Below are 23,213 nucleotides of genomic sequence, written 5' to 3'. Positions count from 1 at the left end.
CGCCCCACCTCAGGCCACCGGCTGCGCATCTGGCACGCAGGTTTCCGGCACCGGGCAGATCTCGGCACATTGCGGCTTGTCGTAGTTGCCCTGGCATTCGGTGCAAAGCACCGGGTCGATGATGTAGGTCTCTCCGGTAAAGCTGATGGCGGCATTCGGGCATTCGACCTCGCAGACGCCACAGACGGTGCAGTTGGACTGGATGATCTGGAAGGCCATGGGGAAATCCTTTCCGGGTCAACGGGTTGAAGGAGGGCAGACAGGGCGCGGCGACAGCGGGGAGCGGGGCTGCCGCCGCGCTCCGTCACGCCGTTTCCACCGCGACGGTTGCGTCCTGGGCAAGGCCCCGGCGCGCGCGGTAGACGGCGGAGACGGCGGTTTCGATGTAGTCGTAGGCATGGTCCTGGATCGCTTCGATACCGGCTGCGGCCAGATCTTCGCGCGGGCAGTCGCCGATCTTTGCGCACAGGATCGTATCGATCCCCTCCAGCGTCTTGATGACCAGCTCCAGCTTGTCTTCCTCGCCGTAGCCGCCAACACAGTAGTTGTCGCAGCGCCGGTGGGTGACGAAGCGGACGCCCTCTGCATCGACTTCGAAGATCTGGAATTCGGTGGCATGGCCAAAGTGCTGGTTGATCCGTCCGCCGCCCTTGGTGGCAACGGCAACGAGCATGGCACCCGCGTCCTGCGCGACGGCGGTTTCCGTCTCCGCCCTCGCCTCGGCGGCTGCGACGCGGCGATCCTCCCGTTCCTTGGCGACCCATTCGCGGTAGGTCTCGCGCTTCTGCGGGTCGTAGGTCACTTCATCCGGCACCAGGTCCATGGTGAATTCCTGCCCCCGGTCCTCTCCCAGCAGACCCACGGCATCGGCGCGGCACTGGCGGCAGTGCTTCATCAGGTTGGCGCCACCGGCACAGGCATCCTGAAGCTCCTTCAGCTCTGCCGCCGTCGGGCCGCGCTGCCCCTCCAGGCCAAAGACCGTGCCGTGTTCAGGGGCCGAGATCAGCGGCATGATGTTGTGCAGGAAGGCGCCGCGCCGCTTCACCTCCTTGTTCACCTCCAGCAGGTGCTTGTCGTTGATCCCTGGGATCATGACCGAATTCACCTTCACCAGGATCCCGCGTTCATGCAGCAGGTCCAGCGACTGCATCTGCCGTTCATGCAGGATGCGGGAGGCCTCCAGCCCGGTGTGCCGCTTGTGCTGGTAGAAGATCCAGGGGTAGATCTTCGTCCCGACCTCCGGGTCGATCATGTTGATCGTCAGGGTGACGTGGTCGATGTTCATGTCCAGCAGCTCATCGACATGATCCGGCAGGGACAGACCGTTCGTCGACAGGCACAGCTTGATGTCCGGAAGCTCCTCCTGGACCTTCCTGAAGGTGGCCGATGTCTTGCGCCAGTCATAGGCGCTGTCCCCCGGCCCGGCGATGCCCAGCACCGACAGCTGCGGGATCTCGTTGGCCACCGCGATGACCTTCCGCGCGGCCTGGTCGGGGGTCAGCCGTTCGCTGACCACGCCGGGGCGGCTTTCGTTGGCGCAGTCGTACTTCCGGTTGCAATAGTTGCACTGGATGTTGCAGGCGGGCGCCACGGCCACGTGCATCCGGGCGAAGTAATGATGCGCCTCCTCGGAGTAGCAGGGGTGATCCTTCACCTTTTCCCAGGTGGCGGGATCCATGTCCTCCGGCGCATCCGAAGAGCCGCAGCGAGAGGTCGAGCAGCCTTCGGACTCCATCGCTTTGGTCAGGGTGTCCTTGGAACCGACGGAGAGACCGTCGAGCGAGATGACATTGGCAGTCATGGCGTTTCCTCTCGTTGCTGGCGGATCTTGGCGGGCCTGATGGAGTGGGAGCAGCAAGCGGCGTGCCAAGCCACGCATCCCGAAGCGCAGCGGTTTGTCGGATTGAAGACAAAGCATCCGACAAACCGACGCGCGGCAGGGAATGCCGGGATCGCAAGGAGATGTCAGATGGGCGCCGTCCGATGTCGGGCGCGACCAAGGGCAAACCGCCCGGACGGCGACAACCATCCGGGCGGCGGGAACACCTGGGATCCGCAAGTGATCCGGGTTCAGATCTTGCGCACTTCGACACCGTGCTTCTGCAGGGCATAGGCCACCTGGCGCGGGGTCATGCCCAGCAGGCGAGCGGCCTTCGCCTGCACCCAACCAGCCTCCTCCATCGCCGCGATCAGCTCTTCGCGGGCCGTGTTCGCGGTCTTGCGGCGGGGATAGGCCGGCACATGGTCCTGTGGCACGTCGACCGGATCCGCCGGCGCCGGGCGCCGGACCGAAGGCGTCACCACTTTGCCGACGGCAAGTCCCCCGATGGGCGAGGCGTCGTTCTGCAACCGCCACAGCGCGGAGGAGAGGCAAGATCCCTGCTGACAGGCAAGCTCCTCTCCCAGAACGACTTCCCCATCCGACAGCGCGGCGGCACGGTTCACGCAGTTTTCCAGCTCACGCACGTTTCCGGGGAAGGAGCAGCGGCAGATCGTGTCGAAGGCGTCGGTGGCGAACTTCACCTCGGTGCCGTTTTCCTTGTTGAACTGGTCCAGGAAGAGCTGGGCCAGCGGCAGGATATCGCTCTTGCGTTCGCGCAGTGGTGGCAGGACGATCGGCACGACACAGATCCGGAAATAGAGGTCGGCGCGGAATTCCCCACGGGCAACCGCAGCTTCCAGATCCTTGTTGGTGGCAGCAACCAGCCGGACATCGACCTTTATGGTCCGCGTCCCGCCAACCCGCTCGAACTCCCCTTCCTGCAGAACGCGCAGCAGCTTTGACTGGAAGGTCGTGCTGATCTCCCCGATCTCGTCGAGGAAGAGCGTGCCACCATCCGACAGCTCAAATCGCCCCTTCTTCAGGGCGGTGGCCCCGGTGAAGGCCCCCTTTTCATGCCCGAAGAGTTCCGCCTCCAGCAGGGTTTCGGACAGCGCAGCACAGTTGACCCGTACGAAGGGACCCTTGCGGCGCTCGGATTCCGTGTGGACCGCGCGGGCGAACAGCTCCTTCCCGGTGCCGCTTTCACCGCGCAGAAGCACGGGCGCATTGGTCCCCGCGACGCGCTTCACCTGGTCGATCACACCGACGATCGCGGGGCTGTCCCCGATGATCCCGTCAAGCGAGACCGGCGGCCGCACGCCCCGATGCTCTGTCGCGGTCTGCAACAGGCGTCGGGTTTCTTCCTGTGCGCGGGCGCGATCCCGTGCGATGCGCCGGCGAAAATGCAGTGCCTGCTGCAGCAGCGAGGCGACCATGGTCAGAACGCGAACATCCAGATCGGAATGCCCCGACCATCCGGTATCATGCGTGCGGAAAGCACAGAGCACGCCCAGAACGAAGTGACTGCGATCGGGGTCACGCAGGGGCACGGCAATGACTGCCTGGCTCTGTCCGCGCAGCCTGTCGGGCACCGCATGCGGGCCGAATTCCCGATCCAGGTCAAAGGACACCAGGGGCACCCCCGTCTTGAAGACGATGCTCGCGATCTCCTCCGGCAGGACGGCTTCGGCCGGCTCCTCCGGATCGCGGGTGAAAGATGTTGCGGCGATGGTGTAGGGGTTCACCCTGCCCTGCGCCGTCTTCGCGCCCGGCTCCGTCAGCAAGGCGAGCACCGCGTGACGCAGGTCGAGGAAGGAGGTCAGCACATCCATGATGCGCGGCACGACCTCCATCGGGTCGTCCGCCGAAGAGAAACTGCGCGCGATCTCGTATATGGCATCCAGCGCAAGGCGATCGCGCCCTCCCGCTACCTGGGGCGTGCGGCGCGGGGCCTTCGCCTCGCTTTCGGAACGGTCCTTGAGTGCTGAGTAGTCCATCTTCGGAGATCCCTCCTTTGACGTGGTACCTGGCAGATCCGGCCCGCAGTCCTTCCCCGTGGTCGGGGCGCTGTTTCCTGGCCGTTCCATCAATTGTAACGTTTCGTTGGGTTCGCGCGCGAAATACCTTGTTCACAAGGCTCCGCCGCCCCTGAAACACGCCAATTTACGCCGTCCACTGGGCAAGAAATCGGCAAAGCAGCCGGGAACTGGGGGGATCTGACCCACGGGTCAGTGCGCGCAAGGCGAATCGGGAGCAGGTTCACGCGCTGAGCGCCCTGCGCCGGCGTTCATAGGAAGATGCCACACCGAGGGTCGAACGGTACTTTGCCACCGTCCGCCGCGCCATCCGCACGCCCGAACGCCGCGCCAGGGCCACGATCGCCTCGTCGCTGAGGGGGTTGGTGGGATCTTCGGCCGCGACGGCCTGCGCGACGAAATCCATCGCCCGATCGCGGGAGACACCCCCACCCCCGCTGGCCACGGCCCGCGAAAAGAAGGCCCGCAGCGGCAGCGCGCGGGTCGGCGTCTGGATCATCCGGCCAGAGACCGCGCGGCTGACGGTAGAGGCATGCACACCCAGCTCTCCGGCCACGTCTTCCAGGGTCAGAGGGGTCAGCGCGGCAGCGCCTTCTTCCAGGAACCGGGCCTGGCGGCTGATCAGCACGGCGGCCGTCCGCAACAGCGTGTCCCCACGACGTTCCAGCGCCAGGGCCAGGGTGCGCGCCTCGTTCAGGGTCTTCCTGCGCTGCCGGCGCGCCTCCGCATCCGCCGCCTCGTCCTCCTGCAGCTCTTCCTGCACGGTCAGGACCGGCGTGGTTGCGCGGTTGAGTTCCACCGTCCAGCCACCGTCGCCCTTGCTGGCCAGCAGATCCGGGGGCGCGATCGGGGTCTGGGCATGGTCGAACGCCATGCCCGGCTTGGGATCCAACCCGCGCACCTGTGCCAGGATATCGGGAATATCGACCGGCTCGCAGTCGCAGATCTCCGCCAGTTCCACGAACCGGCTTTCCGCCACGAGGTCGAGGTGGCTCAGCAATGCCTCCACCTCCCAGGTCAGGATATCCTGCTCCCTCGCCTGCAGGATCAGGCAATCCGCCAGGGATCGCGCGAAGAGCCCCGTGGGTTCGAACCCCTGCAACACGGCCAGCACCTGTTCGGCCCGGGCGCTTGGCACCCCGGCAAGGGCCGCGATGGTTTCCACCGGCCGCCCGAGCCAGCCGGAGGGTTCCAGCGCCTCGGCGAAATGCAGGGCGATCATCCGTTCGGCGGGATTGGTGAAAGCGCGTTCGATCTGTTCGACCACATGGGCCATCAGGCTGGGCCGGTCCGCCGCGAGGGCCGCCACCGCATCGAAGCTCTCACCACCTTGCGAAGCACCGGTGGAAAAGGCCGCAGGCGGACGGTAGCGCAGGTGGGGATTGCTCTCGGCCACTTCGCGCAGGTGTTCATCCAGGTCGTTCGAAGACATGCCGAGAATGGTCAGAGAGTGGAGCATCTGCCCGCTCATCTGCATCGTCTGGCGCTGCGCGAGGGTCTGGACGAGTTCCATGGGGATCAGCCTATCATCTTCACGTCAATTCGAGGGTTGGAACCGCGCGGGCCGTCGCCCGTACGGCATTGAATGCCGCCGAAAGCGGCAGAACCTGGTCCCGCGGCAGTCACGATTGCCGTGCCCGGCGTGCCTCGCAGGGGCCCGCACCGCAGAGTTCCGCGTCGATCTCCCTCCTGACGGAGGGCAGGCAATTGCCGCAGCAGACGCTGCGCCCGCAGCGGCGAAAGACGGCGTGGGGGCTGTGATCCGCCTGTTCCGCGGCAAGGGCGCCGACCTGAACGGCGGCTCGCAGATCGGCGCGGGTCAAACTGGTGCAGGAACAAAGGATCATCGGATCACCTCTCTCATCGGCCTGGGCTGGCTGCCGCCGCCAGTGGGCGACAGGGGGGAAACAACGGCGTGCACTTCGGTTCGGGCGACTGCGCGGTCGCACCCTGGGCCAGGGCGATATCCGTGCAGCGCCCGTCGTGCATCGTCACGACCCGGGAACAGAGCCTGCGGACCTCCTCCGGGGCGTGGCTGATGTAGATCATCGGAATGCCAGTCCGCTCCTGGACCTTCGCGATCAGGTCCAGCGTGCGTGCCTTCAAACCCGGATCCAGCGCCGAGACCGGTTCATCCAGCAGCAAAAGCTCCGGCCCGGCCATGAGCGCCCTGGCAATCGCCGCGCGTTGCCTTTCGCCACCGGACAGGCGCCCCGGCCGGGCAGAGAGCAGCGGAGCGAGCTGCAGCGCGTCGATCACCTCGGCCCGGAAAGCATCGGGTGTCGCGCGTGCCCCATAGGAGAGATTGCGGGCGACGGACATGTGCGGAAACAGAAGGCCATCCTGGAACACGACGCCAATGCCCCGCCGTGCGGGCGGCAGATTGACCCGTGCACGGCTGTCGAACAGCACCCGGTTGCGCAGCGTGATGCAACCTTCCGCCGGGCGCCGGTGCCCGGCCAGCAAGGAAAACAGCGTCGACTTCCCCGAGCCGGATCGACCGATCAGGCCGGTGATCCCCTGCGCGGGCAGCGCCAGATCAACCTCGATCCTGAAATCTCCCTGACGGTGGCGAAGATGGATCGCGATCATGCCCGGACCTCCTGCGGGGTGACGCGCCGCGCCACCGCTTCGGAGGCCATCAGCGCGCCGCCCGCCAGCGCGAGGGACAGCAGGCACAAACGCAGCGCCGCCGCCTCTCCACCCGGGCTCTGCGTGACGGTGAAGAGCGCGAGGGGAAGGGTCTGGGTACGGCCGGGAATATTCCCCGCAAGGGTGATCGTGGCGCCGAACTCCCCCACCGCGCGGGCGAAGGCCAGCGTGATCCCGGTCAGGATCCCCGGGGCCATCAGAGGCAGGGTCACGGTCGCGAAAATCCGAAGCTCCGACGCGCCCAAGCTGCGCGCGGCGCGGGCATAGCGGGGGTCGATCGCCTCTGCCGACTGGCGGATTGCACGGACCAGCAGCGGAAAGCCGACCACGGCGCAGGCGATCACCACCGCCTGCGATGTGAAAGCCACCCGAACACCGAAAATCCCCTGCAGCGCAGCGCCGAGCGGCCCGTTTCGCCCCAGCAGCAACAGCAGCAGGTAGCCCAGCACCACCGGCGGCAGGACCAGTGGAAGGTGCACGACCGCATTGAGCAGCCCATGCCCCGGGAAACGACGACTTCCCAGGAGCCAGCCCAGCCCAACGGCCAGCGGCAGCGACCACAGGACCGCCCGGGTCGATGACCCGAGGGAGAGCAGCAGAGCCTCCTGTTCCACGGGAGAAAGCCAGGCCATCATTCGGTCCCTTCCAGCGTGATGAAACCATGCTGCGCCAGGATCGCGGCCCCTTCCGCCCCCAGAAGGAAATGTTCCAACTGGCGGGCGCCTTCGGGGTCTTCGCCCTGCGCCACGGGCGCGATCAGGTAGCGGATCGGCGGATGACTTTCGGCGGGCAGACGCGCAAGCACCGCCACCCCCGCCTGTCCCGTCGCATCGCTGGCATAGACCAGGCCCAGGGCTGCCTCTCCGCTGGCCACGGCGGCGACGGTCGCAAGGGTGTTTCGGGTCGGGACGAAACGCGGCTCCAGCGTCGCCCAAAGGTCGAGCGTCTGAAGCGCGGCCTTTCCATAGGCCCCCACCGGGGCGACCTGCGGATCGGCCATGACGAAGTTCCCGTCGGCGAGAGCTCTTGCAAGGCCTTGCGGGCTGGCCGGTTTTTCCCCTGCGGGCCCGATCAGGACAAGGGCGTTCGACATCAGCACGGAAACCTCGCCCTCATCGACCAGTCCGGCATCCACCAGGTAGGCCATCCACTTCGGATTGGCGGAGATGAAGAGATCGGCCGGCGCACCCTGCTCCAGCTGCCGGGCCAGGGTGCCGGAGGCGCCGTAGCTCGTCAGGGCGCCCACACCACTTTCGCCAAGCGCCGCATCCACTGCCTGGGCGGTGGAGGCCGCAGCGAGCAACAGCGGCTCTGCCGGGGCGGCAAGCGGGGCTGCAATCAGCAATGCGAGGCTCACCAGGAAAGAAGCAGGGCAGCGGTCATTCATCGTCTCGGCTCCCGTGGCAGGGTTCAGGCAAGTTGCAGAGGCCCGTCCGACGGCAGGTCGGGCCAGATGATTTCCCCGGTGTCGCCGCAAACCTGCCGGCAGATACCGCAGAAGGTGCAGGCACCGGCCTGCAGCTCCACCCGGTCCCCCGCCCCGAAGTGGAAGCAATTGCCGGGGCAGATCCGGGTCAGCACCCGCAGCGCCGCGCTGTCGCGCTTGCGACGGCGAATGGTGATCATGGGCTTGGCACCGGCAGCCCCGGCGGGCGGCTGGGTGTCGTGTCCGCTCTGGGCCAGATTGCGGGGGATACGGCGGGGGGCAAACGGCATCTCTCTCCTCCTCAGCGGGACGCGACGGTCAGCGTGTCCAGACCGACGAACTTGGCCTTCCTCTTCTCCTCCTCGTCGCGAAAGACCTTGAAGACCTTCTCCTTGAGCGGAGAGCTTTCGACGAAATCGTCATAGGCGCGGGTCAGCCCTTCGCGGCATTCCAGGAGGAGCTCTTCCTCGGTCCGGCCCTCGGCCTGCACGTCCCGCAGGTAGCTGCCGAACCGCTTCATGATGTGCAGGCGCGCCACGTTGACCACCTCGGGTGCGTAGGGCACGTCCAGCAGCTCAAAAATTTCCTCCGCGGAAGAGAGGCGGCTCAGTCGGTCGATAATGTTCATGTGGCTCTCCTCGGTCAGTTGGGCGCGCGGCAGGCGCGTTCGCAGGCATCGGTTGCGCTTCCGCTCAGGGAAGGCGTGTCAGGGTCGGCCATGGCATCACGGGCAGCCAGGCGCGCTTCCAGGAAGGCAACACGATCGGTCAGGCGCGCCAGAAGGCGGCCGACGGGATCGGGCACAAGGTGATGGTTCAGGTCGACGCGCCAGGGATCCGTGCCCGCGATGCGGTCGGTCTGCACGATCCGCGCCGGGATGCCCACCACGGTCGCCAGGGCGGGCACAGGCTCCACCACCACGGAATTGGCACCCACGCGCGCCCCTTCGTCGATCAGGATCGGCCCCAGGATCTTGGCCCCCGCGCCGACCATGACGTTGTCCCCCAGGGTCGGATGGCGCTTGCCCGGGCACCAGGACACGCCCCCCAACGTCACCCCATGGTAAAGCGTCACGTCGCGACCGACCTCTGCCGTTTCACCGATCACGACGCCCGCGCCGTGATCAATGAAGAAGCCCGCGCCGATCTTCGCACCGGGGTGGATGTCGATCCCGGTGGCCATGCGGGCAAGGTAGGACAGCACCCGGGCCGGAAAGCGCATGCCATGGGTCCAGAGTGCATGGGACAGACGGTGCGCGGTGATCGCGTGGAGCCCCGGATAGGTCAGCGCCGTTTCCAGCTTGCCCCGCGCGGCGGGATCCCTCAGGCGGATCGCGGCGAAGTCGCTTCTGATCAGTCGCGTGATGCGGGTCATGCCAGGTCCTCCTCCCGGATGCGGTTCAGCCGGGAGAGCCAGCTGACCATGTGGCGCAGGTCCTCGGCGGTCGCCGGACGCTTGCGACGCTCTGCATGGCGCCGCAGCAGGGGCTTCAGCCCGTGCAGAATGCTGTCTTCGACCGGCAGGCCCGCGTCGGCCAGGGCCGCACGCAGCCCGGCGAGGCCGGAATGCTTGCCCAGAACGATCCGCCTTTCGCGTCCGAAGCGCGCCGGTGCGCAGCGGGGATCCTCGTAGGTGTCGGCGGCCTTCAGGATGGCATCGACGTGGATCCCGGCTTCATGCGCGAAGGCCAGCTCCCCGGTGATGGGTTTGGCCGGGGGCAGCGCCCGGCCCGATGCCGCGGCCACGACACAGGACAGCCCCGACAGCGCCGTCAGGTCGATGCCAGAGGACATCCCGCTTGCCTCCAGCGCGGCGGCGACCTCTTCCAGCGCGGCATTGCCCGCCCGTTCGCCCAGCCCGTTGACCGTCACCGACAGGAAGGGTGCACCGGCCATGGCCGCCATCATCGTGTTGGCCGTGGCCATGCCGAAGTCGTTGTGCGCATGAAATTCCAGCGGCAGCGGGCAGCGGGCCGACAATTCAGCCACCAGCCGGTGCGCCGCCATCGGATCCAGCAGGCCAAGAGTATCCGCGATGCGGAAACGGATGGCCCCGGCAGCGGCTGCGACCTCGGCCAGGCGCAGCAGGAAGTCCGGATCCGTGCGGCTGGCGTCTTCGGCCCCGACCGAAACCTCCAACCCGCGCGCAACCGCGCAGTAGACGAGGGCAGCCGTCTCCCTCAGGGCCCAGTCGCGGTCGGTGCGCATCTTGCCCGCCAGCTGCCGGTCAGAGGTCGGCACCGCGAAGTGAACCCGCCGCGCACCGGTCTTGGCTGCCATGTCCAGATCATGCATCCGCAGGCGGCACCAGACGACGGGAACGGCCTGTCGCAACTCGGCAATCACCGCGCGGATCTGGGCGATCTCATCGTATCCCATGGCAGCGATGCCCACCTCGACCTCCCCCACCCCGGCCGCATCCAGCGCACGGGCAATCGCCAGCTTTTCCTTCAGGGAAAAGGCCACACCGGCGGTCTGTTCGCCGTCGCGCAGCGTCGTGTCGCAAAGCATCAGGCGATTTGGAACGGCGGGAAAGGTTTCGGCTTTCATGACGGCACCTCAGGCATAGGCGGGGTTGAAACCATCCGGCTGGGCGCCGGCCTCGGACCAGAAGGGAGACATCTCTCGCAGCCCGGCGATGATCTGCGGCATCACCTCCAGCACCCGGTCGACGTCGGCATCCGTGGTTTCCCGCGAGAGGGAGAAGCGGATGGCGCCATGGGCGGCGGTGAAGGGGATGTCCATCGCCCGCAGCACGTGCGAAGGTTCGAGCGATCCGGAGGTGCAGGCGGAGCCGGAAGACGCCGCGATACCTGCCTGATTCAGCTTCAACAGGATGGCCTCTCCCTCGATGTATTCGAAGGCCACGGTGGCGGTGTTCGGAAGACGGTCGTGGGGATCGCCCGTCACGAAGCAATGGCCGACGCTCTGCACCAGGCCCTGTTCGAGCCGGTCGCGCAGCGCGGTCATCCGCACCGTATCCTCGGCCAGCGTCGCCATCGTCATTTCCGCTGCGCGCCCCAGTCCGATGATCGCGGGGGCGTTTTCGGTCCCGGCGCGGCGGCCGCGCTCCTGGTGCCCGCCCCGCAGCAAAGGCCGGAACCGCGTGCCCTTGCGCAGGTAAAGCGCACCCAGCCCCTTCGGCCCGTGGAACTTGTGCGAGCTGAGAGACAGCATGTCGATCTCGGTCGTCTTGAGGTCGATGGGCAGCTTGCCCACGGCCTGCACGGCATCGGTATGGAACAGCGCGCCATGCTCGTGCGCCAGCTCCGCCAGGCCATCGACGGGGAAAACCGTGCCCGTTTCGTTGTTGGCCCACATGAAGCTGACAAGGGCCACCTTGTCCGACAGGGCCTCACGGTAGGCGTCGATCTCCAGCCGGCCCTGCCTGTCCACGGGAATGCGGTGCACGACCACGCCCTCGTGCTTCTCCAGCCAGTCGCACAAGGAAAGGATCGCGGGGTGTTCCACCATGGAGGTGATGATCTCGTTCCGCCCCGGCTGCACCTGCAGGGCAGAACGGATCGCCGTGTTGTTGGACTCGGTCCCACCGGAGGTGAAGATGATCTCGTGATCATGTTCCGCCCCGATCAGCGCCTGGAGGGAGCGGCGCGCCGTCCGCAGCGCACCGCCGACCTCCGCCCCGAAGGCATGGATGGAAGAGGCGTTGCCGAACTGCTCCGTGAAGTAGGGCAGCATCGCTTCCACGACCTCGGGGAAGCAGCGGGTGGTGGCATTGTTGTCGAGATAGACGGGAGGAAGGGTCATGGCGATATCTCCTCAGACCTTGGCGACGGGCATGACGCGGACGGGACGACCAAGCGCCTCGGTGATCTTCTGCTGGATCCCGCCCAGGGTTTGCGCCGCCAGCTGGCAGCCCGAGCAGGCCCCGGTCAGACGGACGAGGACCATGGAGCCCTCCATGTCGACAAGCTCGACATCCCCGCCATCGCGGCGGAAGACCGGGCGCAGGTCCTCGATGATCCTGGCAGCCAGGATTGCCTCCTTGGCCGCTGAAAGGCCGGTCGGCGCAGCCTGGGTCGCGGCAGGCGCGGGTTCACTCACCCGGGCTTCGGGGGCTTCGGCCAGGGCGACGGGGGCTGCCCCCGGCATCGCGATCTGGACAGGTGCAGAGGGGCGCGGCTCCGGCTTGGGCGCGGGGGGCGTATCGGGGATGACGAAGCCCTGAACCTTCTTTTTCTTCGCGGGCAGCGGCGCCGATCCGAAGACGAAGGCCTCTTCCGCGGCAAGCGCGCCCTCTTCGACCATCGCCTTGTTGGTGTCCGCCAGAAGTTCCTCGACCTGCTCGCGGCAGGAGTTACAGCTGCCGCCCGCCTTGGTGTAGAAAGTCACCATTTCCAGCGTCGTCAGCTTGTTGCCCCGGATCGCGCGTTCGATCATGCCCGCGTCGACACCGAAACAACGGCAGATCAGGGCGCCTTCCTCGTGGTCGTCCTCTTCCAGGTCCTCCCCCGTGTAGGCGGCAACGGCAGCGGTCAGCGCTTCCTGCCCCATCACGGAGCAGTGCATTTTTTCGGGCGGCAGCCCGTCTAGGAAATCGGCAATGTCCTGGTTGGTCAGGCGGCGTGCGTCCTGGATCGTCTTGCCGATGATCAGCTCCGTCAGCGCCGAGGAGGAGGCGATGGCGGACCCACAGCCGAAGGTCTGGAATTTCGCATCCTCGATGACGTCCGTTTCGGGATTGACCTTCAGCATCAGCTTCAGCGCGTCGCCGCAGCTGAGGCTGCCGACTTCACCCACAGCATTTGCATCGGCCAGGGCACCAGCATTCCTGGGATTGAAGAAATATTCCTTCACCTTGTCGCTGTATTCCCACATTGCCTTATCTCCTCAGCAGAAGGACTTGCCGCAGCCGCAGGAGCTTTTGGCGTTCGGGTTGTCGAAAACAAAGCCGGAGCCATCCAGCCCGGTGGTGAAGTCGATCGTCGTACCGCTCAGGTGTTCCTGGCTGGCGGGGTCCACCAGCACGGTCACCTCTCCGGCCTGGATGATCGCGTCATCGGGCTGGGCTTCCAGTTCCAGCGCCATGCCGTATTTCAGGCCGGCGCAACCGCCGCCCTGCACCATGACGCGCAGACCCGCGACAGGCTGTCCGGCCCCGTCGATGGCAGACTTGATGGCAGTGCGGGCAGGTTCGGTAATCTCGATCATGGGGAGGGTCTCCTGTTCAAGCGTGGCCTTTGGGTTGCTACAAGCAAGCTACGTGCCAAGATGTTTTCCCGCGTGTTTTCAGAGACCTGCCGCCACTTCTTCAAAGAGTTCACACGACATTGAGGCATTTGCGACAAGACCGTCGCGACGACACCGGAAACGACAGCACCGCGCTCAGTCCTCTTCCGTCTCCGCCGCCTGCATCTGACGCAGAAGCCATGCCCCGCCGAAGCGATCCTTCGGATCCAGTTGCGCGGCCCGGCCCAGGGCGGATACCGCTTCGCCGATATCTCCGGTCCGCGCCGCGCAGTAGCCGATGGCCACCAGCGCCTGAAGGTAGAGACCCGGCGCAAAGGCGGCTTCGCCAAATGCGGCATCGCCCGGACGGACATCCTTCCAGTCAGGGGCGAGGTTCAGCTGTCGCGCCGCATGATGCAGAAGCGCCCGCGCATGCGGCAGCGCCGCCGCGTGGTCGTGATTGTAGAAATGGAAGCGATAGGCCGCCAACCGGACATCGGGGTCATGCGGGGCGGCCTGCAGAGCGCGTGCGATCGCGGCCGCGCTTTCGGCAGGGCGACTGCGTGCAGCCTCCGCCCCTGCCAGGAGGTCCGACATGTCAGTCCGGTGCAAAACATTCGGCCCGTTCATCGCAGGCCTCGCAACTGGGCGACAGGCACAGCGCAAAGGCGGAATCCGCGCATATCTGCCGATAGAAGAATTTCTTCCAGCGCATGTTCTGGCTGTTCGCCGCAGCAAGGCCCGGAATTTCCCGCCGGATCATGGCGGTCAGAGAGGGGCGATCCGGCAGCCCCAGGTCTTCCCACAGGTGGCGCGGCTCCATCGCCCGGCGGGCCAGAATGGCGGACAACCAGCGTGCTTCGTCGCTGGTGGTCTTGCCACGCCACAGGATCAGGGTGCGCACGGCCCGCTGATCACCCGGGATGTCCGGTGCGGGCAGATCCGTATCGGGCAGGAGACATCCGGGAAACCACCTGTCCCGCAGCGCGGCGATTTCCTGCCCCGAAAGGCCAAGGCGTTCGGTCAAGGGTCCCTTGCCCGCCGCGCGTTCCGCCAGGGCATGGGCCAGGATGGCCGAGAAATCCCAGCAGGTCAGCGCCCTGCCCTCCTCCACATGCGGTTGGGAGAGGTCAGAGTGCTGCATGGGTCTGACAATCAGAAGGGCACACCCGGGCACAGGCCCCGCAGCCGACACAGTCATCCTCGGCCACGATGGCCATGACCTTCTTGATGATCTCATCTTCGACATCATCGTATTCATCGGTACCGGGCCGAACGAGCTGGCCGTCTTCGGTCAGCCCGTGCAGGGTCATCACACCCCGCCCGCAGACCTTGAAGCAGCGCCCGCAGCCGATGCATTTCTCGGCGTTGATGGCCATGAGGAACTCGGGCACGTATTCGGCCCCGCCCCTGGTGAAGGCGACCATTCCCATGGCTCAGACCCCTTCCGCGGCTTTCTTTGCCGCTTTCAGCTCTCGCCGGGCGGCGGTCAGCTCCTTGAAGACAAGGAAGGTCTGCTCCGCCACTTCGGGGATCTTCTCCCAATCGGTCGGGAGCTCCTCCGCGAGGTCGTGCAGGTTCATCTTCGCATCGGTCGAACGCATGGAGAGCTTCTTCACGCGTTTTTCCAGCTCTTCAATCTCCATCGGATGGTCCTTTCGGTTGGCGGGACGGGGCGTGCTTGCCCCGACCGGGCTATAGGTCAGGCGCGGGCAGCTTCGGGGAAGCTGTCGATGACGGCGCTTGCCTCCTCCACCACCTTGTCGCCCGCGGCGGCCAGTTTCTCCCAGGTTTCGAAACCGAAACGGTGGATGTCGCGCAGGTGCCTGGAGGTGACGACGAGCTTTCCGGCAAGCAGCACGACGCGGCCGAAACCTTCATGGCTCATCTTCTGCATCTGGCTGGCCATGCAGCCGGTGCGCTTTTCGATCAGCAGACCGGCCGCGTCGTAGAACTTCGTCACCCGCCACATGACGTCCGGATCGGGATCACCGATGATCGGGATATCCCGGCGTTCCTCCTTGGTGACGATGAATTCCGACAGGATGTCGGCATCGGTCTTGTCATCCCACTGGCCATAGCTGTCTTCGGCTCGGATCACCGCGGCGAGCTGATCCAGGAAGGGGCTTTCGACCATGGCGCCACCGCGCGGGGTAGCCAGGGTTTCAATGCTCATCAGACGGTTTCCTCTTCATCCAGGTAGTCCATGAAATCGGGCTTCTCGAAGGTGCCCAGAATCTTGCGCAGGAAGGGCGGCGGCGTGCCGTTCAGCATCACCTGGACCTGTTCGATCACCGCGCCGATCGGTTCGGGATCCTTGCGCTTGATCGGGTGGATGCCTGCCTTCACCACCTTGGCCGCGGAGGGACCACCCACCGCGAGCGCGAAGAGCAGCGCACAGCCTTCCAGCGCTTCGACCTTGGGCGTGATCTTGTCGTCCTGATCGTCGTGCTTGCCTTTCTGCTTCGTCACGTTCGTGAACTCATGCGCGGCAAGGAAACGCGACCCGGTCTTCCAGACCTCGTAGACCACGAATTTCTTCGCGGACCCGAAGTGGGCATTCAGGTTTTCCATGTCGTTGGTCGCGATGGCGATGCGCAGCGGTGTCTCACCGGGCGCGGGCGCCGCCTCTTCCTCAACAAGTCGCAGCGTGCGGGACATGTTCGAACTCCTCTGCAATGGGGGCGGCGCCGAAATCCTCGGGCCGCGAACGGTGATGCTGGGCCTGCACGACATTGGCGACCTCGTAGAGGAACGCCCGGCTGCCGCGATATCCGACGCGGCAGGCATCCTGCGCGCCGATCCGGTCGAACACCGGGAACCCCACGCGCAGCAGCGGAACATGCAGGCGGTGTTCGGCATGGCGCCCGTGGGAATGGGTCAGCAGGATCTGCGCGCCCTGCTCTTTCGCGGAGCGTTCGAAATCGCCCAGATCCCCAAGGGTCACCTCGGCGCAGGGCATCCGGTCGATCAGCGGGCTGTGCGGGCTGGTGGTCACCGCGGTCACGATTTCCGCGCCCATCGAGGTCAAGGCGGAGGAAAGCGAGAACAGCAGGTCCGGGTCGGCACCGATGGCCACCTTCAACCCACCGGTATGGAAATGCGCATCAAGCGCGGCATCGACCAGCCGCGACCGGTCCCGGGCGATGGAGGCAGGCGGTTCCTGCTGCCCGGAAAGCGCCATCAGGGTACGGACGAAAGCATCGACGGGCTTCAACCCGGTGACCGACTGGAACACCCGGTAGGGCACCATGGCCCGGTCCTCGATCAGCTTGGCCGCGCCGCGCATGCTTTCGCCGACAGCCAGGGTGAAGGCGCTCTTTGCGACTTCCGCGATCCGCTCCACGGGCGTCCCTCCCTGGGATGTTCCGGACCAGTTGTCGCTCATGTGGCCATCGAGGGAGGTCGAGATGTCGGGCAGCACAAGGGGATCCAGCCCGAAGGCACGGATCATGCGCACCAGTTCCTCCACCTCCGCCGGGGTCAGGTGGGACCCGCAAAGCAGGGTGACCTGGCGCAGGTCGGGATCGTGTTCGCTGCAGGCCGGCACCATGGCGTCGACAATGGCTTCCACGGCACTGGCCCAGCCATCCTGCAGGGCACCGTCGAAATCAGGCGTGGAGGCATAGACCACGGATGTGTCCGCGAAGTCCGCCCGACGCGACAGGATCTCCTTCAATTCACCGGGCACGTCCTCTCCGCGCGTTTCTGTCAGCGCGGTGGAGGCGATGCCGATAAAGCCCGGCGCGGACTTCTTGCGCAGGTTCTCGATTGCTTCCTCGATCTGGTCGGCCCCTCCGAGGATCGTCGACACCTCGTTCATCGCCGTGGTCTGCAGCGGCACGGCTTCCTTGAAGTGCCGCACGAGGTGGACCATCGCGAAGGCGGTGCAGCCCTGCGAGCCGTGAAACAGCGGGATCGACCTTTCGATCCCCAGGTAGGCCAGAGCGGCCCCCAGCGGGGTCGAGCTTTTCAATGGATTGGTCGACAGGGCCCGTTTCGGGTGTACCAGCTTGGCCATCTCAGCAATCCTCGAAATCGGTTGCAGAAGAGGTGAATGCCGTGACATTCGCCTGCGGCACCTCTTCCTTGGCGGGTGGCATCGGCGGGACCAGCGTCACGGGACGGGATACGCCCGCAGGGATGCCTGTCACCGGGCAGTTGCCCGTGGGTGCCGGCAGTACGGCCCCGGTGGGCAGCGGTTCCTCCCAGGGTGCAGGCGCCCGCAGCTCCTGCCACATCGGGTTGTTGCACGCCCGGTCGATGGCGCGCACCAGATCGACCATACCCATGTACCCCGCGTAGGGTTCGTGCTTCTCCTGGTTCACGTCGACCCAGGGCATCTTGGCCTTCAGCGCCACGAACTGGCTGCGGCCGCCCGACATGAGCACATCGGCGCCGGCCTCCTTCAGCAGGCGGTACATGTCCTTGGGCGCCATGTTGTCGAACATGTGCTTGTCGTCGCCCATGATGTCCACGACGCGGCCCTTGTCCTCTTCCGTGGCCTTGCGGACCGAGGTCCCGATGACCTCCATCCCCAGCTCCTGCAGGGCAGAGACGACGGACCAGCTCTTGTGCCCACCGGTGTAGAGCAGCACGCGCTTGCCCTCGACCCGGTGGCGATAGGCCTCCAGATCGGCGCGCAACTTGGCCTCTTCGACCTCGATCAGGGCCTCGCAGCGGTCCAGAAGCCCTGCCTCCGCACCCTGCTCCACCAGCATCCGGCACATGGTGCGCAGGGCGTCCGAGGTATCGGTAATGCCGTAGAAGGACCCCTCGAAGAACGGGATCCCGTAACGCTCTTCCAGCTTTCGGGCCACGTTGATAAGCGCCTTGGAGCAGACCATCATGGTCACCTTGGCGCGGTGCATCATGGCAACCTGCCGGTAGCGGGCATCGGCGGACATTGACCCCAGGATGCGGATGCCCAGCTTGTCCAGCAGCGGCTTCACCTGCCACAGCTCGCCCGACAGGTTGTAATCGCCCACGATGTTGATGTCGTAGCGGGTGCTCTCCCGCGGCTCCAACGTGCCGATCACGTGATCCAGCATCGCCTCGCCCGCCAGCTTGTTGCCGAGGTTCTTGGATCCGACGTAACCCGGGGCGTTGATCGGAATGCAGGGGGTGCCGAACTTCTCCGACGCGACCTTGCAGACAGCGTCGATGTCGTCACCGATGAGGGCCGGCACGCAGGTCGAATAGACGAAGACCGCAGGCGGCTGTTCCGCCGCGATGACTTCGCGGATCGCGCGGAACAGCTTCTTCTCGCCATAGCCCATGACGATATCCAGCTCCGTCATGTCCGTAGTGAACCCGGTGCGATAGCGCTCCGACCCGGACGACGCAGCACCGCGGTTGTCCCAGCCATTGCCTTCGCAGGCCAGGGGCGCATGCACCAGATGGGCGACATCGACAATCGGCTGCAGGGCGATCTTTGCCCCGTCGAAGGCACAGCCCCCAGCCGCCGCGCCCGGCGTCAGCGGCTTGGCACAGCCCTTCTTGCGCTGCTGTTCGGACTTGGAGACATTGGTCCCGCAGGCAGGTTCGTCGAAAACATCGGCTATCTTCTGCTTCACGGCATCGCTCATGGCGCGTCTCCTGGCTGTGGGATCCTGTTCGGAATTGGAACAGCAAGCTCCGTGCCAAGCGCCGGGACCTTTCAACCGGACGGTTCGCCGCCAATCGACGCGCGGAGGGAAGCATTGTCGCCTTCCCGACAATGGCGCCTTTCCACAGCTGGCGACAAAAAACCGGCAGCCCAGGGGCTGCCGGTCCGGGGATCGGAACGGGCGGCCCGTCACCGGGACGCCCCTTCCGTGGGATCAGCGGGTCAGGTCGTAGCTGTAATCGGTCTCGCCCGGGATGATCGTGTCCTGGTCCAGCTTGTCGAAGACCGTGTCCAAAAGCTTCACCAGCACGTTCAGCGCCCCCTGGTACCCCATGGTGGGGAAGCGGTGGTGGTGGTGACGGTCGAAGATCGGGAACATGAGGCGGATCAGCGGGGTGCCGGTGTCGCGCTCCAGGTACTTGCCGTAGCTGTTGCCGATGAGCATGTCGCAGGGTTCCGTATTCAGGAGCGAGCGCATGTGCCACAGGTCCTTGCCGGCCCAGACCTGACCCTGCCTGCCGAAGGGCGAGGAGGCCAGGAGCTCTTCCATCTGCTTGGCCCATTTCTTGCCGCCGTTGGTGGCCAGGCAATGGATCGGCTCTCCGCCCATCTCCATCACGAAACGGGCCATGGCATAGACGAAGTCCGGATCACCGTAGATGGCGAAGGTCTTGCCGTGCAGGTGCGCCTGGCTGTCGGCCAGGGCGTCGACCAGGCGACCACGTTCCAGCTTGAGGCTGTCGGGGATTGCCTTGCCGGTCAGCTCGGACACCTTCATCAGGAACTCGTCCGTGGCCTGGATGCCCATCGGGTAGTGCAGCGCCTCGGTCTGCTGGCCCTTGCCCGCGATGTATTCCATCGTCTTGGGCGTGCACCATTCCTGCAGGGAGATCGTGGCCTTGGCATTCAGCGCTGCCTTGGCGTCCTCCAGCTTGGTGCCGCCGGAGTACATCCGGAATTCACCATCGGACGGCGTGTCGTAGACGTCGGACACGTCGCTGAGGAAGGTGAAATCGACTTCCATCTCGTCCAGCATACGCTTGATTTCACGGTTGTTTCCAACGGCGAACCCATCGAAGCCGGGGATGATGTTGATGGTCTCGTTCGCGGTGCGCTCCGCCTCGTCCCAGAAGTGGCTCAGGATGCCCTTCTGCATGTTGTCATAGCCATCGACGTGGGAGCCGACAAAGGCCGGCGTGTGGGCATGGGGCACGTCGAAATCTTCCGCGACGGAGCCCTTTTGCTTGGCCTGCTGGATGAAGGAATTCAGGTCGTCCCCGATGACTTCCGCCATGCAGGTGGTCGACACTGCAATCATCTTGGGATCGTAGAGCGCCTTGGTGTTGGCCAGGCCGTCCACCATGTTCACGAGGCCGCCGAAGACGGCCGCATCCTCGGTCATCGACGAGGACACACAGGAGCTCGGCTCCTTGAAGTGACGCGACAGGTGGGAGCGGTAGTAGGCAACGCAGCCCTGGGAGCCATGCACGAAAGGCATGGTGGCCTCGTAGCCCTGGGAGGCGAAGACGGCGCCAAGAGGCTGGCAGGCCTTGGCCGGGTTCACCGTCAGGGCCGTGCGGGCCAGGTTCTTTTCGCGATATTCCCAGGACTTGGTCCAGTCGCCGATCTCCTGGATGAGCTCATCCGGGTGACCGCATTCGAACTTGATCTTCTTGTTCTCCAGCATCTCCTTGTATTCGGGCTGCTGGAAGAGGGGTGCGTGATCGAGCACCTTGTCTGCCGACTGTGGCATGGCTGTGATCCTTCTGTTGGCCGTCCGCATTCCGAGACGCGCCTTGGGTGAAGAAAATTGGCGGGAGTGCGGGAGGGCGGGCTGCCGCCCTCCGTCTTTTGTCGCGCGGGCCGATGGCCGGGCCGGTACGGTGGATTGCATCCACCCTACGCGGAACTCTGGCCGTCGCCTCTGCCGTAGGGTGGATGAAATCCACCGTCCGGGAGCCGCGATTACTCGGCCGCGATCGCTTCCGGGGCCTTGTCCCAGGGCGCGTCGTACATGCCCCAGACCGGGTTGTTGATCGCCAGGTCCATGTCACGGGCGAAGATGGCGAAGCCGTCGTAGCCGTGGTACGGGCCCGAGTAGTCCCAGCTGTGCATCTGGCGGAACGGGATGCCCATCTTCTGCACCGGGTACTTCTCCTTGATGCCGGAACCGACCAGGTCGGGGCGGATCTTCTCGATGAACTTCTCCAGCTCGTAGCCGGTGACGTCATCGTAGATCAGCGTGCCTTCCTTCACATAGTGGCCGGTCCGCTTGTAGTCGTCCGCATGGCCGAACTCGTAGCCCGTGCCGGCGATGACCATCCCCAGGTCGTCGTAGGCGGTGACAACGTGGCGCGGACGCAGGCCGCCGACATAAAGCATCACCGATTTGCCTTCGAGGCGCGGGCGGAACTTGGCGATGACCTCGTCCACCAGCGGCTGGTACTTGGCGATGACCTTCTCGGCGTTTTCCTGGATCGTCTCGTCGAAGTTCTTCGCGATGGCGCGCAGCGACGCGGCGATCTGCGTGGGGCCGAAGAAGTTGTATTCCATCCAGCCGATGCCGTGCTTCTCCTCCATGTAGCGGCAGATGTAGTTCATCGACCGGTAGCAGTGGATCAGGTTCAGCTTGGCTTTCGGGGCGCGCTCGATCTCGGCCAGGGTCGCGTCACCGGACCAGTTTCCGACCACGTTCAGGCCCATCTCTTCCAGCAGGATGCGGGAGGCCCAGGCGTCACCACCGATGTTGTAGTCACCGATGACGTTCACGTCGTAGGGGCCGGGTTCGTAGGACTTCACGGCATCGCTGTCCTCGGTCTCGAACACCCAGTCGCGCACAGCGTCGTTGGCGATGTGGTGACCAAGGGACTGGCTGACACCGCGGAAACCCTCGCAGCGGACGGGCACCATGGTCTTGCCGGTTTCCTTGTTCTTCTTGCGCGCCACCGCTTCGATGTCATCGCCGATCAGGCCGATGGGGCATTCAGACTGGATCGTGGTACCATTCGAAAGCGGGAACAGCTCGTTGATCTCGTCGATGGTCTTTTCCAGCTTCTTGTCACCGCCGAAGACGATGTCCTTTTCCTGGAAATCGGTGGTGAACTGCATCGTCACGAAGCTGTCCACGCCGGTCTTGCCGATGTAGTAGTTGCGCCGCTGGGACCAGCTGTACTGGCCGCAACCGACGGGCCCGTGGGAAATGTGGACCATGTCCTTGACCGGCCCCCAGACCACCCCCTTGGAGCCCGCGTAGGCGCAGCCACGGATGGTCATGACACCCGGCACGGACTTGATGTTGGACTTCTGGGTGTCGCACTTGGACGCGATGCCGGTAGTGGCATCGGGCTCTTCCTCGGCCGCCTTGGACACCGTCAGGTGCTTCGCGCGCCGCTTCCTGGATTTCTCCGGATAGGCTTCGAGCACTTCTTCGATAAGCGCTTCGTAGTCTTCCGGCCCGTTTGCGTGATCCTTGGCCATCCTTTTGGCTCCTTTTCACTGACACGGTTTCTGGGGAGGGAGGGCCCGAAGCGGCCCCCCGTGGCAATGCGTGGGGTGCGTCCCGGGACGCACCGGGACCGGCTCAGCCGGCGACGGCGTCCGATGCCGCGATGGCAGCCAGGCGTTCGTCCTCGGATTGCATGATGCCGAATTCCATCAGCATCTCCTCCAGCTCTTCCATGGTGATCGGGGTCGGGATCACACCCTTGCCGGAGTTGGCGTGGATCTTCTGCGCCAGCTCGCGGTACTCGTTGGCCTGCTTGCTGTCGGGCGCGTACTGCAGCACCGTCTGGCGGCGCAGTTCGGCGTGCTGCACGATGTTGTCGCGGGGCACGAAGTGGATCAGCTGGGAGCCCAGCTTCTCGGCCATGGCGGTGGCCAGTTCCAGTTCCTTGTCGGTCTGGCGCTCGTTGCAGATCAGGCCGCCCAGGCGCACACCGCCGGAGTTGGCGTATTTCAGGATGCCCTTGGCGATGTTGTTGGCCGCGTAGAGCGCCATCATCTCGCCCGACATGACGATGTAGATTTCCTGGGCCTTGTTTTCCCGGATCGGCATGGCGAAACCGCCGCAGACCACGTCGCCCAGAACGTCGTAGGAAACATAATCGACGTCGTCGTAGGCGCCGTTCTCTTCCAGGAAGTTGATGGCGGTGATCACACCGCGGCCGGCACAGCCGACGCCCGGCTCGGGCCCGCCGGATTCAACGCACTTGATGTCCCGGTAGCCGACCTTCAGGACGTCTTCCAGTTCCAGGTCCTCGACCGAGCCCATCTCGGCGGCCATGTGCAGCACAGTATCCTGCGCCTTGGAGTTCAGGATCAGGCGGGTCGAGTCCGCCTTCGGGTCACAGCCCACGATCAGGATCTTCTGACCCAGTTCAACGAGGGCGGCGAGGGTGTTCTGGGAGGTGGTGGATTTGCCGATCCCCCCCTTGCCGTAAAAGGCGATCTGACGAAGGTCGCTCATATCAGGTTCCTTTGG

25 protein-coding genes are annotated in these 23,213 nt (G+C 65.3%); all 25 read right to left on the bottom strand.

Features of this window, described 5'->3' with window-relative positions; translation table 11 throughout:
* Window positions 1–9: 9 nt before the first annotated feature.
* The 25 genes from AC2IR1_RS09565 to nifH all read right to left on the bottom strand — a co-directional run bounded on the left by AC2IR1_RS09565 (window position 10) and on the right by nifH (window position 23,198).
* On the bottom strand, window positions 10–219 hold the full coding sequence (locus tag AC2IR1_RS09565) for a 4Fe-4S binding protein (RefSeq protein ID WP_486476050.1): 210 nt from the start codon (window positions 217–219) through the stop codon (window positions 10–12).
* Window positions 220–304: 85 nt separating this feature from the next.
* On the bottom strand, window positions 305–1,801 hold the full coding sequence (nifB, locus tag AC2IR1_RS09560) for a nitrogenase cofactor biosynthesis protein NifB (RefSeq protein ID WP_486476049.1): 1,497 nt from the start codon (window positions 1,799–1,801) through the stop codon (window positions 305–307).
* A 269-nt stretch (window positions 1,802–2,070) separates the two neighbouring features.
* Window positions 2,071–3,819 carry a nif-specific transcriptional activator NifA gene (nifA, locus tag AC2IR1_RS09555; protein ID WP_486476048.1) on the bottom strand — a complete coding sequence of 583 codons (1,749 nt, stop codon included), beginning with the start codon at window positions 3,817–3,819 and terminating at the stop codon, window positions 2,071–2,073.
* Window positions 3,820–4,081: 262 nt separating this feature from the next.
* The gene (rpoN, locus tag AC2IR1_RS09550; RefSeq protein ID WP_486476047.1) at window positions 4,082–5,371 is read right to left on the bottom strand and encodes an RNA polymerase factor sigma-54; all 1,290 of its coding nucleotides are present in this window, start codon (window positions 5,369–5,371) and stop codon (window positions 4,082–4,084) included.
* A gap of 347 nt (window positions 5,372–5,718) precedes the next feature.
* Window positions 5,719–6,450: an ATP-binding cassette domain-containing protein gene (locus tag AC2IR1_RS09545; RefSeq protein WP_486476046.1), complete on the bottom strand. Its 732-nt coding sequence runs from the start codon at window positions 6,448–6,450 to the stop codon at window positions 5,719–5,721.
* A complete protein-coding gene (gene modB, locus AC2IR1_RS09540; RefSeq protein WP_486476045.1) occupies window positions 6,447–7,145 on the bottom strand; it encodes a molybdate ABC transporter permease subunit in 699 nt (232 codons plus the stop codon). Before modB ends, AC2IR1_RS09545 begins: the two co-directional genes overlap by 4 nt.
* Window positions 7,142–7,897 carry a molybdate ABC transporter substrate-binding protein gene (gene modA / locus AC2IR1_RS09535; protein ID WP_486476044.1) on the bottom strand — a complete coding sequence of 252 codons (756 nt, stop codon included), beginning with the start codon at window positions 7,895–7,897 and terminating at the stop codon, window positions 7,142–7,144. The genes modB and modA overlap by 4 nt, the downstream gene beginning before the upstream one ends.
* Before the next feature lie 23 nt (window positions 7,898–7,920).
* Complete coding sequence (locus tag AC2IR1_RS09530) at window positions 7,921–8,226, bottom strand: hypothetical protein (RefSeq protein WP_486476043.1); 306 nt, start codon at window positions 8,224–8,226, stop codon at window positions 7,921–7,923.
* Between the two features lie 11 nt (window positions 8,227–8,237).
* Window positions 8,238–8,564, bottom strand: coding sequence for a nitrogenase stabilizing/protective protein NifW (nifW, locus tag AC2IR1_RS09525; RefSeq protein ID WP_486476042.1), 327 nt, complete (start codon window positions 8,562–8,564; stop codon window positions 8,238–8,240).
* Between the two features lie 14 nt (window positions 8,565–8,578).
* A complete protein-coding gene (cysE, locus tag AC2IR1_RS09520; protein WP_486476041.1) occupies window positions 8,579–9,310 on the bottom strand; it encodes a serine O-acetyltransferase in 732 nt (243 codons plus the stop codon).
* Window positions 9,307–10,485 carry a homocitrate synthase gene (gene nifV / locus AC2IR1_RS09515; protein ID WP_486476040.1) on the bottom strand — a complete coding sequence of 393 codons (1,179 nt, stop codon included), beginning with the start codon at window positions 10,483–10,485 and terminating at the stop codon, window positions 9,307–9,309. Before nifV ends, cysE begins: the two co-directional genes overlap by 4 nt.
* A gap of 9 nt (window positions 10,486–10,494) precedes the next feature.
* The gene (gene nifS, locus AC2IR1_RS09510) at window positions 10,495–11,703 is read right to left on the bottom strand and encodes a cysteine desulfurase NifS (protein ID WP_486476039.1); all 1,209 of its coding nucleotides are present in this window, start codon (window positions 11,701–11,703) and stop codon (window positions 10,495–10,497) included.
* A gap of 12 nt (window positions 11,704–11,715) precedes the next feature.
* Window positions 11,716–12,774, bottom strand: coding sequence for a Fe-S cluster assembly protein NifU (gene nifU / locus AC2IR1_RS09505; RefSeq protein ID WP_486476038.1), 1,059 nt, complete (start codon window positions 12,772–12,774; stop codon window positions 11,716–11,718).
* Window positions 12,775–12,786: 12 nt separating this feature from the next.
* The gene (locus AC2IR1_RS09500) at window positions 12,787–13,107 is read right to left on the bottom strand and encodes an iron-sulfur cluster assembly accessory protein (RefSeq protein ID WP_486476037.1); all 321 of its coding nucleotides are present in this window, start codon (window positions 13,105–13,107) and stop codon (window positions 12,787–12,789) included.
* Window positions 13,108–13,281: 174 nt separating this feature from the next.
* The gene (locus tag AC2IR1_RS09495; protein WP_486476036.1) at window positions 13,282–13,722 is read right to left on the bottom strand and encodes a hypothetical protein; all 441 of its coding nucleotides are present in this window, start codon (window positions 13,720–13,722) and stop codon (window positions 13,282–13,284) included.
* A 1-nt stretch (window position 13,723) separates the two neighbouring features.
* Window positions 13,724–14,269, bottom strand: coding sequence for a nitrogen fixation protein NifQ (locus tag AC2IR1_RS09490; protein WP_486476035.1), 546 nt, complete (start codon window positions 14,267–14,269; stop codon window positions 13,724–13,726).
* Entirely contained in the window at window positions 14,256–14,558 is a 303-nt protein-coding gene (gene fdxB / locus AC2IR1_RS09485) for a ferredoxin III, nif-specific (protein WP_486476034.1), read from the bottom strand. The genes AC2IR1_RS09490 and fdxB overlap by 14 nt, the downstream gene beginning before the upstream one ends.
* Window positions 14,559–14,561: 3 nt before the next feature.
* A complete protein-coding gene (locus tag AC2IR1_RS09480; protein ID WP_486476033.1) occupies window positions 14,562–14,771 on the bottom strand; it encodes a CCE_0567 family metalloprotein in 210 nt (69 codons plus the stop codon).
* Between the two features lie 56 nt (window positions 14,772–14,827).
* Entirely contained in the window at window positions 14,828–15,301 is a 474-nt protein-coding gene (locus AC2IR1_RS09475) for a NifX-associated nitrogen fixation protein (protein WP_486476032.1), read from the bottom strand.
* Window positions 15,301–15,786 carry a nitrogen fixation protein NifX gene (gene nifX / locus AC2IR1_RS09470; protein WP_486476031.1) on the bottom strand — a complete coding sequence of 162 codons (486 nt, stop codon included), beginning with the start codon at window positions 15,784–15,786 and terminating at the stop codon, window positions 15,301–15,303. Before nifX ends, AC2IR1_RS09475 begins: the two co-directional genes overlap by 1 nt.
* Entirely contained in the window at window positions 15,761–17,146 is a 1,386-nt protein-coding gene (gene nifN, locus AC2IR1_RS09465; RefSeq protein WP_486476030.1) for a nitrogenase iron-molybdenum cofactor biosynthesis protein NifN, read from the bottom strand. The genes nifX and nifN overlap by 26 nt, the downstream gene beginning before the upstream one ends.
* A 1-nt stretch (window position 17,147) precedes the next feature.
* Window positions 17,148–18,713: a nitrogenase iron-molybdenum cofactor biosynthesis protein NifE gene (gene nifE / locus AC2IR1_RS09460; RefSeq protein ID WP_486476029.1), complete on the bottom strand. Its 1,566-nt coding sequence runs from the start codon at window positions 18,711–18,713 to the stop codon at window positions 17,148–17,150.
* Between the two features lie 234 nt (window positions 18,714–18,947).
* Window positions 18,948–20,486 carry a nitrogenase molybdenum-iron protein subunit beta gene (gene nifK, locus AC2IR1_RS09455; protein ID WP_486476028.1) on the bottom strand — a complete coding sequence of 513 codons (1,539 nt, stop codon included), beginning with the start codon at window positions 20,484–20,486 and terminating at the stop codon, window positions 18,948–18,950.
* 212 nt (window positions 20,487–20,698) lie between these two features.
* A complete protein-coding gene (gene nifD, locus AC2IR1_RS09450; RefSeq protein WP_486476027.1) occupies window positions 20,699–22,210 on the bottom strand; it encodes a nitrogenase molybdenum-iron protein alpha chain in 1,512 nt (503 codons plus the stop codon).
* A 103-nt stretch (window positions 22,211–22,313) separates the two neighbouring features.
* Complete coding sequence (nifH, locus tag AC2IR1_RS09445) at window positions 22,314–23,198, bottom strand: nitrogenase iron protein (RefSeq protein ID WP_486476026.1); 885 nt, start codon at window positions 23,196–23,198, stop codon at window positions 22,314–22,316.
* Window positions 23,199–23,213: the final 15 nt, after the last annotated feature.

This window comes from Pseudooceanicola sp. NS-SX8, assembly GCF_057380755.1.
Note: the sequence above shows the minus strand (reverse complement) of the source record. Positions and strands in the feature narration are given on the sequence as shown.